Source organism: Streptomyces sp. AC1-42W, from assembly GCF_003248355.1.
Classification (GTDB): Bacteria; Actinomycetota; Actinomycetes; order Streptomycetales; family Streptomycetaceae; genus Streptomyces.
The window spans coordinates 1073049-1085959 of the sequence record NZ_QKWY01000001.1 but is presented as its reverse complement, the minus strand read 5'-3'; the positions used below and the strand labels follow the sequence as shown (position 1 = coordinate 1085959).

General features: G+C 73.2%; 9 protein-coding genes. 2 read left to right on the top strand and 7 right to left on the bottom strand.

Annotated elements, in window-relative coordinates:
• Positions 1-15: 15 nt before the first annotated feature.
• Entirely contained in the window at positions 16-732 is a 717-nt protein-coding gene (locus tag DNK56_RS04970) for a hypothetical protein (RefSeq protein ID WP_146610526.1), read from the bottom strand.
• 58 nt (positions 733-790) lie between these two features.
• Positions 791-1111, bottom strand: coding sequence for a hypothetical protein (locus tag DNK56_RS04965; protein WP_146610527.1), 321 nt, complete (start codon positions 1109-1111; stop codon positions 791-793).
• Positions 1112-1159: 48 nt separating this feature from the next.
• Here DNK56_RS04965 and DNK56_RS04960 point away from each other — a divergent pair, with 48 nt between their 5' ends.
• Positions 1160-2167: a helix-turn-helix transcriptional regulator gene (locus tag DNK56_RS04960; RefSeq protein ID WP_342211069.1), complete on the top strand. Its 1008-nt coding sequence runs from the start codon at positions 1160-1162 to the stop codon at positions 2165-2167.
• 24 nt (positions 2168-2191) lie between these two features.
• Here DNK56_RS04960 and DNK56_RS34910 read toward each other — a convergent pair whose 3' ends face one another.
• Positions 2192-2347 (bottom strand): hypothetical protein, encoded by a 156-nt coding sequence (locus tag DNK56_RS34910; protein ID WP_158564894.1) that lies wholly within the window; start codon positions 2345-2347, stop codon positions 2192-2194.
• Positions 2348-2983: 636 nt separating this feature from the next.
• Between DNK56_RS34910 and DNK56_RS04955 the strand changes: the two genes are divergently transcribed.
• Positions 2984-3835 carry an AfsR/SARP family transcriptional regulator gene (locus tag DNK56_RS04955; RefSeq protein WP_111330816.1) on the top strand — a complete coding sequence of 284 codons (852 nt, stop codon included), beginning with the start codon at positions 2984-2986 and terminating at the stop codon, positions 3833-3835.
• Here the strand turns inward: DNK56_RS04955 and DNK56_RS04950 are convergent.
• The 4 genes from DNK56_RS04950 to DNK56_RS04935 form a co-directional block, all read right to left on the bottom strand.
• The gene (locus DNK56_RS04950) at positions 3812-4795 is read right to left on the bottom strand and encodes an LLM class flavin-dependent oxidoreductase (RefSeq protein WP_199563877.1); all 984 of its coding nucleotides are present in this window, start codon (positions 4793-4795) and stop codon (positions 3812-3814) included. The genes DNK56_RS04955 and DNK56_RS04950 overlap by 24 nt on opposite strands.
• A 67-nt stretch (positions 4796-4862) precedes the next feature.
• Positions 4863-7658, bottom strand: a complete 2796-nt coding sequence (locus DNK56_RS04945) for a DUF4135 domain-containing protein (RefSeq protein WP_111330812.1) — start codon at positions 7656-7658, stop codon at positions 4863-4865.
• Positions 7655-9820, bottom strand: coding sequence for a peptidase domain-containing ABC transporter (locus DNK56_RS04940; protein WP_111330809.1), 2166 nt, complete (start codon positions 9818-9820; stop codon positions 7655-7657). Before DNK56_RS04940 ends, DNK56_RS04945 begins: the two co-directional genes overlap by 4 nt.
• Positions 9817-12903 (bottom strand): type 2 lanthipeptide synthetase LanM family protein, encoded by a 3087-nt coding sequence (locus tag DNK56_RS04935; RefSeq protein ID WP_111330807.1) that lies wholly within the window; start codon positions 12901-12903, stop codon positions 9817-9819. The genes DNK56_RS04940 and DNK56_RS04935 overlap by 4 nt, the downstream gene beginning before the upstream one ends.
• Positions 12904-12911: the final 8 nt, after the last annotated feature.

Below are 12911 nucleotides of genomic sequence, written 5' to 3'. Positions count from 1 at the left end.
CGGCGTAGCGGCTGGTCAGAAGGGTGCGTGGCATTCCAGGAAGGTGCTCAGACGGCGCTGCAGCGCCACGTCGGTGTAGAGGCTCGGCGCGGCGGACGGCTGCTCGTCGAAGAGGGGCGAGTCGGTCAGGGTGGTCGCGGTCTCGCTGCGCTGCGGGGAGTGGAGCATCAGGGTCGCGACGAGGTCGCGGCGGTCGGTGACGATGCGGTGCATGAGCGAGCGCGTCAGCAGATAGCTGTCTCCGCGCCGGATCGTCCCGCTCATCGCCAGGGAGACCTGACGCCTGCCCAGGAAGCGGTGGCGATACGAGGAGCCGTCGCCCTTGGCGTACTCGTAGCCGTACATCGGCGTGCCGTCGGAGGCCGGCTGGAAGTAGTCCGCCAGACAGGCTCCGGCGAGCATGAACGAGGCGAAGTCCCACCGGTGGTTGTGGATGTTCTCGGTGTGCACGCCCCGGTCGGGCCACCAGATGTTGAGCCGCAGCCGCCAGCCCGACGTGGAGGACGCCAGCGTGATCTTGTCGAAGCCGTTGTCATGGGCGTGCGAGCGCCGGGCGGCGGATCGCAGGGCCTCGGGACTGTCCAGCAGCGTCTTGACCACACCGATCAGCCCGTTGCCCGTGGCCAGTCGCTGGACGGCGGTCCGGGCGGCGTGCTCCCCGTGCCCCTCTCCCGAGGGGAGCATCCCGTCCAGCCAGTCCGGAACGTCATGAATATGGCTAGGGGTATCCACTGCTTTCTCCAAATCTGTACTCGGTGGGATGGCACCCGTGCGCTCGGCGTCCCGGAGGTCACAGGACGCATCGGACATCGACGAGCCGGCCGGCCCCGAATCGCGTGTCCCGACGGATCAGGAGCCGGCAGAGCGCTGCGAGGTCCTCCTCGGCCCGGCGGCCCGAGGAGTGCAGGGTGAACACGCCGATCACGGGCAGTGCCCCGGGACCCCGGTCGTGCACGGTCACGTGCTCGATGAGCCCATGGGAAAGCGAGGCCGACCGGATCGCTTCGGCGAAGGACCCGAGGAAGCGCTCCCGTTCCCCTTCCAGGGCGAGGGTGAGGTGGGTCAGCCGCATGGACTCACGGCCGGCGCACGCGTCGGCATAGGCACCCACACCCATTGGCCTAGACCTTTCCGGGGGCTCGCTGGCATGATCTGCCAGATGGGAAATCTGCTCGAACCACTGGGCGTGGACGCCACGTGCGAATTGGTGTACCGGGAGATGCTCACCCATCCAGGTGAAGGCGTGGCCGCCTTGGCCCAGCGTCTCGGACTGTCGAGGGAGGACGTGGGAATCGCCCTGGACCAGCTCAGCTCACTGGCCCTGGTGCGTCAGTCCTACGAGCCCTCCGGACGTCAGCGGCCGGTGAGCCCCGAAGTGGCGATGAGGATCCTTCTCGAACGGCAGAGCGCCGAGCTCGAAGCACATCAGCACCGCCTCGCCCTGTCACGGGCCGCCGCGACACAGCTCATCGCCGAGGCGTCCGAGGCGATGGCCGATCCCCAGCAGGTCGGTGTGGAACTCCTCGTCGGCATCGACCGGATACGCGAATGGCTGTCCCAGCTCGCCACCGAGATCCAGGGCGAAGTGCTGACCTTCGCCCCGGACGGGGCACAGACGCAGGACAACATGGACGCGTCCCGGCCCCTCAACCTGGGGCTGCTCCAGCGCGGCGTCCGTCTGCGGACGATCTACCTGGAGAGCATCCGCAGCGACGCGCCCACCCTCGACCACGTGCGATCCCTCATACGGTCGGGTGCCGAGGTGCGGACAGCGCCTTTACTGCCCACCCGAATGATCATCGCCGACCGCCGTCTGGCCATGCTGCCCGTCGACGACCACGACAGCGGACGCGGAGCGGTCGTCTTCTCCGAGTCCCCAACGGTCCAAGCGCTCCACGCGCTCTTCGAATCGGTCTGGGAACGGGCCCGCGTGGTCGGCGGGGCTCCTCCGAGCTCGAAGGACGCCGATCTCGCCCCGCAGGACGCGGCGGCGCTGAAGCTCCTCGCCGAGGGCCACACCGTGGAGAGCATCGCCAAGCGGCTGGGGGTCTCCCCCCGTACCGCCCGCCGCATCACCACCTCGCTGCAGGACCGCCTCGGAGCCCGGGGCCGTTTCGAGGCCGGCGTCAAAGCGGTCCGCCGCGGCTGGCTGCCGATGCGCGACTGACGGGCACCGCCGCCCTCCGGCCCGCTACTGCCAGCCGAGGTCATCGGAGGAGTCCTGGGGCACCGTGTCCGTCGCGGCGTCGGTACCGGTGAGTTGCGCCGACCGCACCTCCGCGGGACCCGACGCCGCAGACGTTCCGACGGCGCCGACCGCCACGCCGGAGACAACGGGTACGGCCATCACGAACAGTGCCACAGCACAAGTCAGAGAGATTCTGCTCATCTCAGGTTGCCACTCCACTCACGTGAACGACACAGGTGGGACATCGCCGACAGCCGGACCGGCTGCCGCGACTGCCTGTCGGTGACTCCATACTTTCCAGCGCGGCAGTGCTTGTCAGCGCCTGAGAGCGGACACTTGGGGCCATGACCCCATATGGCCAACGGCACGGCGGTGTCCCTGGAGGGTTCGGCCGCACGAAACGGCCGGCGCGGCGGCCAGGCAGGGCCGCAGGGGCAGGCCGCGATGGGTGGCCATGACAATCAACTCCCGTCCTGACCACGGACGTTGCAGGATGACGCAACACCCTTGACCCCCTCGTGACCCGGTGACATGGTGAGGGCCGCGCGAGCGAGGAGAGTGGCACACGAAGCCTCTGTACGGGAGAGCGGGGGCGACGACGGACGCCCCCTCCGCGGACTGGCCGGGCCGGGTGACCACCCTCGAACGCCGATCCGTTCCGCTCCCTGCCGCTCCACGCCGGGCCCCGTTGCCCCCGGACACCCGCTTCTTTGACCTGTCCGGCGCGTGACAGGAACCATTGTTCTCAGTACTGCCCGGTACCTGACCCAAGTCCGGGCTAGGGGGGATCGGGGCATGCTCTTCAGGATTCTGGGACCGGTGCAGGTGGGCCCTCGGGCCGAGGCCTGCTCAAGCGTCCGGCGCGCGCTGCTCACCGCGCTGCTGCTGCGGCGGGGGCGGCCGCTGGCCGCCTCCGACCTCATGGAGATCCTCTGGGACGAGCCGCCCGGTTCGGCCACCGCCAACATCCGCAGCCATCTGACCGGGCTGCGCCGCGACCTCGACCGCGCGGTGCCGGGCCTCAGCGACCGGCTGCACACCCACCGGGGACCCGCCGGCGGCTACGTGCTGCGCGCCGAGGCACACGAGCTGGACCTGGCCGCCTTCACCGGGCACGCACGGCGCGGCCGGCAGCTGCTGCTGCGGGGCGAACCGCACGCGGCGGTGACCGAGCTGGAGGCCGGGACGGCGCTGTGGCGCGGGCCATTCGGCCACGCGCTGCCGCCCACCCGCTGGTTCGGCGCGCACGCCGCCGGGCTGGACTGCGCCCGGCTCGACGCCTACCAGGACCTCTTCACCGCCTGTGTGCTGGCCGGCCACACGGAGCTGCTGGCCTACCGCATCGAGAGCGTCATCGCCGAGGCCCCCTACCGGCAGCGGCTGTGGACGCTGCTGGCGGCGACGCACTGCGTCACCGGTGACGCGGCCGGGGCGCTGGCCGCCGTCGAGCGGTGCGCGTCGGTCTTCGCGGAGGATCTCGGGCTGGCGCTGCCACCCGAGGTCGAGGCGGTGCGGACGGCGGCCCTGGCCTGGGACCGGGAGGCCGCCCTGCGGCTCGTGGCCGCGTATCCGGCACGTACGTCCGCCCGCCCCGCGGCGGACCTCACCGTGAACCGTGTCCCGTCACCACAGGCCGCCGTCCCCTGACTCCGCGTCGGGCGTGACGCCCCGCAGCATCCGCAGCAGATCGTCGGCCGCCGCCTTGGGACCGTGCGTCAGGGCCACGCCCGTGGCGTTCAGCACCACCTCGTCCACCCCGGCGGCCGCGAACTCACCGAGCGCGCCGTGGATCTCCTCGGCGCTCCCGTACAGGAAGACCCCGGCGTCGACCAGGGCCCGCGCGTCCTCGTCCGCCTCGCCCCGGACCTCGACCCCGGCGCGGCGCAGCGTGTCCCGGTAGTGCGGCAGCTGGATGTGGGACCCGCAGGCCGCCGACGCGAGGGCGACCGGGTCGCGGCCGGGGCCCGCGAGGGCGAAGGGCACGATGGCGCTCACCCGCAGCGGGGCGGCGAGTTCGCGATCGGCGCCGCGCATCGCCGGGAGCAGGGTGTCCGTGAGGTACCGGGCGCCGGCCATCCAGGTGACGGCCGCGTCGGCGGCCTCGCCCGCCGCGACCGCCATCCGCTCACGCAGCACCCCGAGGCCGACCGCGACCGGCGGCGCCAGGGCCGGAATGAGGGCCGCCGACACGGTGAAGTGCTCGCCCTCCGCCTCCGCGGTGCGGCCCGCGACCAGGTCCCGGACGATCCGGACGTACTCCTTGGCGGCGCCGATCTGGCTCGGGTAGGGGCGCCCGAGCAGGCCCCGCTGGAGCGACACCGCGCCGGGGCCGAACCCGGCGACCGCCGGGCGTCCGGTGGTGATCGCCACCGAACGCGCCTCGACGGCGGCGTGGTACGGCGACCGGAACGGCATCAGTGAGACGCCGAAGCCGATGGGCACCCGGATGCCGAGCCCGGCCAGCCAGCTGACCAGGTGCTGCGACTCCAGCACCATGCCCTGCCCCAGCCAGAGCCGGTCGGCCGCCGTCCACTGCACCAGATTGGCGAAGGGGACCACCTGCTCGGGCCGGGTGGGGCCGATGGGCAGCAGCAAGGAGTACTTCATCACCGTTCCTTTCCGCGGCCGGACCCGCGCCGCGTCACCGGGGCCGCACCCGCGCGGGTACGGCCGCTCACCGGGCGGCGGCCGGCACGACCGCGTCCGCGTGCGCCGGGACGCGCAGGGCGACGGGCACCGGTACGTCCGGCCCGTCCTCCAGCGCCGCCGCGAGCAGCAGATCCGTGTCGCCGACCCCGGCCCAGCCGAACATGTAGCCGAGCAGGGAGGTCCGTCCGGGCGCGCCGAGATGGAAGCCGTGCCGGACGGCGGTGGCGATGGCCCGCTCCTGGAGGTCCACCGCCCGTTCCAGGAGCGCCGGTTCGCCGAGCAGCCCGGCGGCGGCGACGAGCGACTGGACGGCGCCGCTGGTGCCGTGGCACACGGACAGGTCGACCGGCCCGTCGGGCACCGCCGTCGCCCGGTCCACGAGTGCGGCGAGCGTGCCGCCGGCCAGCCGTTCGGGCCGGCCGGCCGAGACCAGGATCTCCGCCGAGGCCAGCAGCAGCCCGGCGGCGCCCTTGCACCATCCGGCGAACTCGGGGCGGTCACCGGTGCGCAGCCGTTCCTCCAGCCAGTCGGCGGACGCGGCGCCCAGTGCCGGGTCGTCCAGCACCCTGCCGGTGCGGGCGGCGGCCCAGCGCAGGCCCAGTTCGCCGTGGGCCAGGTCGTACCAGGGCGCCGCGAGGGAGGCGGTCCGGGAGCGGACGAGGCGGGCCAGGTCCCTGGTCCCCCGCGGTTCCCGTCCGGCCGCGGTCCGCGACAGCAGCACCATCAGGGTGCCGGCGGGCCCGTTGGCCAGGTCCGCCTCCAGGGTGCCGGCCCGTGCCGCCTCCGTGATGCGGGCCAGTACCCGCGCCGTCCAGTCGGGGTCGTCCCGGTCCGGGCGGGTCAGGGCCAGCGACGCCCCGCCGGTGAAGATGCCCTCCGGCACCTGGAGCAGGATGTCGCCGTACTCCGCGAGCAGGGCGTCCAGGCCGCGTTCGGCGGCGCGTCCGGCGGGGCCGAGGGCGGGGTCGCGGAGGGCGGCGTTGCGCAGGAAGGCGACGATGCCGCCGGCGTCGTGGAAGGAGATGAAGTTGCCCGGGGTGAGGGTCGGCGCGTTGCGGCCCGGGCCGATGCCGGAGACCCAGCCGGTCTCGGGGCCGTCCGGGCCGTCGTGGCGGACGGCGACCGCGTCCACCGTGCGGGCGATGGCGGGCCACCACCGGCCCGGCCGGGCGCCCCGGCAGGCGTCGGCGAAGACGCTGTGCGGCGAGAGCCCGCCGGGCCGGTCGGCGCAGAGTTCGCCGAAGCACTCCTCCAGGAGGAAGTGGTGGTAGGCGTCGCTCCGGCGGCCGTTGACGGCGAGGCCGCGGCGGGCGAAGTCCAGCGGGGACGACGTGTAGACGGCCGGCATGGTCCGGCCGGCGGCGGCCAGTGCGGTGGAGTCCGCCCGGGTGACGAAGTAGGGGACGTTGCCGGTGTCCAGGGCGGCCCGTTCCCCGTCGCCGACGAACCGCGCCGCCGCGGGGCCCAGGTATTCGGGGTAACTGCCGAGGAGCCGCAGGAGCCGGTCGGCCTCCTCGGGCCGGACGAGGTAGTCGGGGTGGGTGGCCGCGTCCAGGAACCGGGAGTAGATCATGGTGGAGCGGATGAGGCAGCGCACCGGCATGTCCCGGTGGCCGTCGAGCACGACCCCGAGACCGTCGCCGCGCACCGGGCCGAGCGCGTCCCGGTATCCGGCGAGCAGGGCGGGGAAGTGGTCCACGGGGGACAGCGCGTCCGCGCCGAGCCTGGGCACGTTGTCGCGGTGCCGGTAGACGAGGTTCTCCCAGCGGACGTGGAGGTTGTCGGTGCCGGTGTCCCGGAGGGCGGGCCGCCGCAGCCGTGACGCCTGGTCGCCCTCGACCCCCACCCCTGCCACGATCATGTCCATGGCTCCGTTGGGGTCGACCATCGGGATGAGCACCGTGGAGGCCACGGACAGCTTCAGATGGTCGACCAGCGTCTTCGGCAGGGAGGCCGGGACCTCGCCGGGGTCCGGCCGCAGCACGGTCTCCGTGTCGATCAGGCACGGGTGCTCGCCGGCCGCCAGCAGGTTCTCGTCGTGCAGGTCGGAGGCCCCGATCGCGCCGAGGAGCGCGCACAGCGCCCCGAACCGGTAGAAGTAGCGCTCGGGCTGGTCCGCGCCGTCCATCGCGGACGGGACCACGTACCGCTGCCAGCCGTGCTCCCCCGCCGTGACGGAGGCCGGCACGCAGTCGGCCAGCGAGTGCCGCAGCCGGGGCTCCGCCGCGGCGAACAGGTCGCGGACGAACGCGTCGGTGCCCAGCGGCCGGGGCTTGAACACGAGCCGCGTCCCGTCGGTGAGGTGGACGCGCACCACTTGGCGGTTGTCGTTGTGCAGGTCGGAGCCGGTGCCGGAGATGTCCGCGACGCCGGTCCGGTCGCCGGACAGCAGGCCGGCCTCCCGCAGGGCCGCGCGGTCGGCGTCGAAGGCGGCGAAGACCTCGGCGTGGGCGTCCAGCCCGTTGGCGACGACGGTACGCAGCCGGTCCCGCAGGACGGGGTGCCGGTCGGTGATGTCCCGGCAGACGGCCGGGTCCTCCAGGCGGAGCCGGAAGCGCCGCAGTGCGGTGTCGGTACCGGTGGACGCGGGCAGCCCGGCCTCCTCGCGGAAGGCGTGGAACTCCTTGATCAGCGTCCGGAAGGCGTGCGTCTCGACGGCGCGGACGAGTCCGGCACGCACCTGGAGCAGCAGCGGCTGTGCCCGTCCGGGCCCGGCCGCCCGGGCGAGCGCCGGGCCGACGCGGTCGGCGACGGTGTCCTCGGGGACCAGGTGCGCGTAGAAGGGCTGGAACGCCTCGATGGCCGGGGGGTTGTGGGTCATGACCGCTCTCCAGGGACGAGGGTGGGGTCCTCGGTGCGCTCCGCGTACAGCTCGGCGTAGAGGGACCCGCTGTTCAGCAGTTCGTGGTGGGTGCCCTGTTCGACCACCTGGCCGCGGTCGAGGACATGGATGCGGTCGGCGGAGCGGATGGTCGCCAGCCGGTGGGCGATGATGACCTGGGTGGCGCCCAGATGCTCGATGATCCCGTTGACCCGGCGCTCGTTGACGGTGTCCAGGGAGGCCGTGGCCTCGTCCATGACCAGCAGCTTCGGCTTCTGCAGCAGGGCCCGCACGATGGCCAGCCGCTGGCGCTGGCCGCCGGAGAAGTTGGCGCCCATCTCGGAGACCAGGGTGTGCAGTCCCATGGGCAGGTCGTCGAGGAAGTCGAGGATGCCGACCTCGGCGCAGTACTCCCGTACCCGCTCCAGCGGCAGGTCCTGGCCGAGTGTCAGGTTCTCCAGGACGGTGCGGTTGTGCAGGTGCACTTCCTGCGGGATGTAGCCGATGGTGCGGCGCAGGGCGTCCCGGTCGTACTGGGACGCGGGGTGCCCGCCGAACCGCACGGTGCCCGAACACGGCTCGTACAGGCCGCAGATGAGCCGCCCCAGGGTGCTCTTCCCGGACCCGGACGGCCCGACCAGGGCGATGCGTGAGCCGGGCTCGATGGCCAGTGAGACGCCGCGCAGTACGGGTTCGCTGTGCCGGGTGTAGCGGAAGACGACGTCGTCCAGCACGATCGAGGTGTCGGGGAGCCGGGTGCGGCTGCCGCCGCGCGGCTCGGGTGCGGCCTCGGCGATGTCGTTGAGCCGGGCCATGTAGCGGGACGCCTCGGTGAACTCGGTGTACGTCTGGAACACCGAGGTCGCCAGGGCGAAGTAGGTGCCGGACACCGTCTGTACGGCGATGGCCGCGCCGAGCGAGATCCGGCCGTGGCTGACGAAGTAGAGGCTCGCCAGCAGCACCACGATGGGCCCGAACATCTGGGTGGTCGTGGTGACACCCGCGATGCGGCCCTGCTGGAGTCGCATCCGGGTGCGCATGGCGTCCAGGGAGGCGTCGTACGTGGTGCTCCACCGGTCCACGAACTCCTTCGCGTAGCCGCCCATCTTGATCGAGGAGATGGACACGATGGCGTCCAGCTGGGCGGACTGGCTCTTGGAGAGGTGGGAGATCTCGGTCTCCGCCGACTCCAGCACCCGTATCCGGGTCATCGCCAGGTAGGAGGCGTTCAGCAGGAGCAGCACCGTGGCGACGGCGCCGAGCCGCCATTCCGTGACGTACAGGTAGACGGTGACGCAGAGCAGGGTGCCGATGTCCAGGACGCCCTGGGCGATCCGGGAGGACAGCAGGTCGCGGATGGAGTTGACGCTGTTGAGCCGGAACAGCAGTTCGCCGGGCTGGCGCACGGTGAAGAACCGGTAGGGCAGGGCGAGCAGCCGGCTGAAGGTGTGGGTCATCAGGTGCCGCCCCATCAGGGTGACCACCGAGGAGAGCATCAGCACCCTGATGAGATGGATCGCGAAGAAGCCGGCGGCGACGGCGACGACGGCGGCCATGACCGGGGCGAGATCGACGGGGCGGTGCCAGTCGCCCGCCCGGTCGACGGCCCATTCGGTCAGCAGCGGGATGCCGAGCACGGCGCCGTAGCCGCTGAGGGAGAGCAGGGCGACCAGGGCGATGCGCCGGGGCGCCCCCTCCGCGAAGAGCGGCACGGAGCGCCAGTCCGCGAACGGCCGGGCGCGTTTGCGCTCGAACTCCGGTCCCGGCTCCGCGCTGATGGCGATGGAGCTGAACCCGTCCTCCAGTTCCTGGCGGCTGATCCGGCGGCGTCCCACCGCGGGGTCCATCACGACGGCGGTCCGGCCGTCGAACCGCTCCAGCACCAGGAAGTGCTGGTCCTCCCAGAAGAGGATCACCGGGGAGGTGAACTTCTCCAGCGCGCCGATCCCGCGTACCCGGTACGACCTGACGCGCATGCCGCGTTCGGTCAGGAACCGGACGAGGTCCCTGCCGGACAGGCCGTCCCGTCCGGCGTCGAGCGCGTCCCGCGCCTCGGTCATGTCCTCCGCCCGCCCGTGGTGGCGCAGTACGGCCACGCAGCAGCACAGGCCGCACTCGGTCTGGGTGACCTGGGTGACGGTCGGCACCCGTCGTCCGCTCATCGCCGGTCCTCCAGGGTGAGTGTCACGGGCGAGAGCCGTACGGCCGGGTCGAGCCGGCCCACCAGGTGGACCACGATGCCGGCGGTGCCGACCATGAGGCTGCTGGTGTGCGCGTAGCGGCTGGTGCTGTCGTCGATCTTGCGGGCGAAGGCGCCGGGGTGCAGCCACCGCTCCTCGACCTCGGCGAGGGAGGCCCGCAGGTCCGGCCCACCGGCCCCGGCCCCGGTCCCGCCCCCGGCCCCGGCTTCCGCTTCCGTGAGGGCGCGCAGGGCGTCGTGGTTGCCCAGGTCCCCGTGGCACCACGTGAGGTTGCGTCCGAAGCCGTGGGCGACCAGGTTGCGGACCGCCCGGTCCCGCAGCGGCCCGCAGCCCTCGTGGCCGGGGCGCTCGCCGAAGCGCTCGCCGAAGGTGTCGGCGCAGGCGGCGAGGGCCAAGGCGATACCGGTGGCGCCGTGGCACCAGCCCGTGGAGAAGGTGCGCTCGCCCGCCGTGTTGGAGAACCAGTTGTCCGCGGCCGGGTCGTGGAAGTGCCGCAGCCGCTCCAGCAGCGCCGCCGCCGTCTCCTCCGCCGACGACGCCTCGTCGCCGGACAGGACGGGGCGCGTCCGGCACAGGGCGTGCAGGGCGCCGCTGACGCCGTGGGCGAAGCCCGACTGGGCGAACAGCGGATCGGCGGTACGGGCCGGGTCCCGCAGGAGGCGGGTGAGCAGCCCGGTCAGCTCGGCCAGCGCCGCCGGGGCGAGCGGGCCGCCGACCGCGGCGACGCAGGGGATCACGCCGGCGAGCCCGCCGATGACGTCCAGCGGCAGCCGGCCGGCGGGGGCCGCCCGTATCTGGTCCATGACCAGGGGCAGGGCGCCCCGGGCCGCCGTCACCCAGTCCTCCTCGTCCAGCAGCCGCCCCGCGGAGGCCAGGGCGAACAGCACCCCGGCCATGCCGGTGTATCCGGCGAAGCCGGCCTGCTGGACGCTGCGGGTCTCGTAGCCGCGGGTGGCGAGGATCTCGGCGGTGGTGGAGAAGATCTGGGCGGGCAGTTCCCGGTACGCCCCGTCGCCGAGCAGCCGGGCCGCCGAGGCCAGGGCCAGGGCCGGGCCGGTGCGTCCGGTGTACAGGTCGTAGCCGAGGACACCGGGCGGCCAGGGCCGGTTGGCGTCGGCGGAGGCGATGGGTCCGATCCAGGTGCGGGGCAGATGGGCGAACTGGTCGGGCAGGGAGGTCTCGACGAGCCGGTCGGACAGCCGGCGGACCAGCGCGGTCATCTCCTCGCGCCGCCGCGCGGCGTCCGGTGCCGGGCCGTCGGCGGGCGCGGTGCCCGCGGCGCTGAGGTGGTTGTCGGGGAAGCGGGAGGAGAACGCGGAGTGGATGAGCCGCAGTTGCTCGCGCAGGTCGGGCTCCGAGAGCCGGTCCGCCTTGTCCAGGGCCTGCTGGAGGGGCGAGCTGTCGAAGGACGAGCCGACGGGTGTGCCGGAGCCGTCGCACAGGTCGGTGCCCTCCGCCGCCACCGTGAAGTAGGGCACGTCCCGCTCCGCGAGCTGGCGTATCTCCGAGCGGATCAGCGGCTGGTCGCCGGACTTGCTGGCGATGGCGACGCGCTTGAGCAGCGCCAGATAGGGGCCGGTGCCGTCGAGCGCGGCGGGCCCGGAGGTCATCCGCAGCGTCTGCCCGTACAGCGCCGTCGGGTTGTGCACGTAGCGCACCCGTACGCCGGAGGCGGTGCGGCGCAGCAGGCCGGTCCAGCCCTCCCGGTCGGCGAGGACGGCGCGGTAGAGCCGGGTGAAGCCCTCGGCCATGCACCGCCCCAGCTCGCGGACCCGTTCCTCGGTGACCGCGCCCGCGACGGTCCGGCGCTCGGCCGCGGCGGACGACCGCAGCACCAGGCTGATCCGGTCGGTGTACGGGTTCTCGAAGCGCAGGCTCTTGAACGGGGTCGCGCCGCGCCCCTGGCCGCCCAGGAAGCCGAGGTCGATGTGGCCGGCGTCGGGGCCCTTGCCGGGCATGACGAGCGGGAGGATGCCGATGCCGTAGACGGACCCGCCGATGGCGGCGTAGGCGTTGCCGGGGGCCTCCGGCACGGGGCCGTGGTGCATCCGCTCGGGATGCAGGAGGGTCTCCAGGTCGATGGGGACGGGGCCGCGGCGGGTGGGCAGGATGTTCTCGAAGTGCATGTCGCGGGCGTTCAGCAGGTAGAACAGAGCGGCCAGTTCGCCGCTCTCGCGCAGGAACGCCGCGGAGATGTCGGCGACTTCCTCGGCCTCCACGTACTCGACGTAGCCGTATCCGTCGCGCTGGAGCACCCGGGCCGCGCTCAGCCGGGTGCCGTAGCGGGCGTTGAGTTCGGGGGCGAGGCGCGCGTAGGCGGCCTCGCAGGAGATGTCCCTCGGCTTGTGGACGACGCGGAGCCCGGAGCCGAAGGTCAGCACGCCCACGCTGCGGCCGTGGTGGTGGGTGTCTCCCTCGGCACCCCCGAGGGAGACCAGCCGGTCGGCGGGGTCCAGGCCGAGGACCCGGGCGAGGTCGGCCCGGTCGGCCGCGAGCCGGCTCAGCACCTCCGCCACGGCGTTCCGCTCGTTGCGGACGAGGAGGGGGACGAGACCGCGCAGCACGGGGAAGGCCAGCCCGCCCGCCTCCTCGAACGAGGAGTCGACGGCCTGCCGTACGAAGGAGAGGTAGCGCTCCTGCGGCGTGTCGCCGGTGAGTACGCCGCGTTCCCGGGCCCGGTTCACGGCGGCCACCAGCGGCCGGGTGCAGACCTCGCGCAGCCGGGTCTCGGTACGGGTGAGCACCTCGCGCAGAAGGGCTCGGGGGTCGTGGAGCAGGTCCTCGTGGCCGGCGAGCGGGTCGGTGGCGGCCACCCGGGCGGCCAGGGACCGTACGACGCGCTGGAAGGGGTACTCCTCGGCCTCGTCGATCCAGTCCCCGGTGCCCTCCGGCGCGGTGCCGCCGTCGGCGCGTACGGACCTCAACTCGTCGGAGCCGTCTTTGAGCATCGCCAGGATCGGGCCGTCGAAGCGCGCGAGGGGCGTGATGCTCTCCGCGATCTCGGCGCCGTCGAGTTCCGGGTAGTAGTCGGCCGGAGATGTCACGTTCGGGT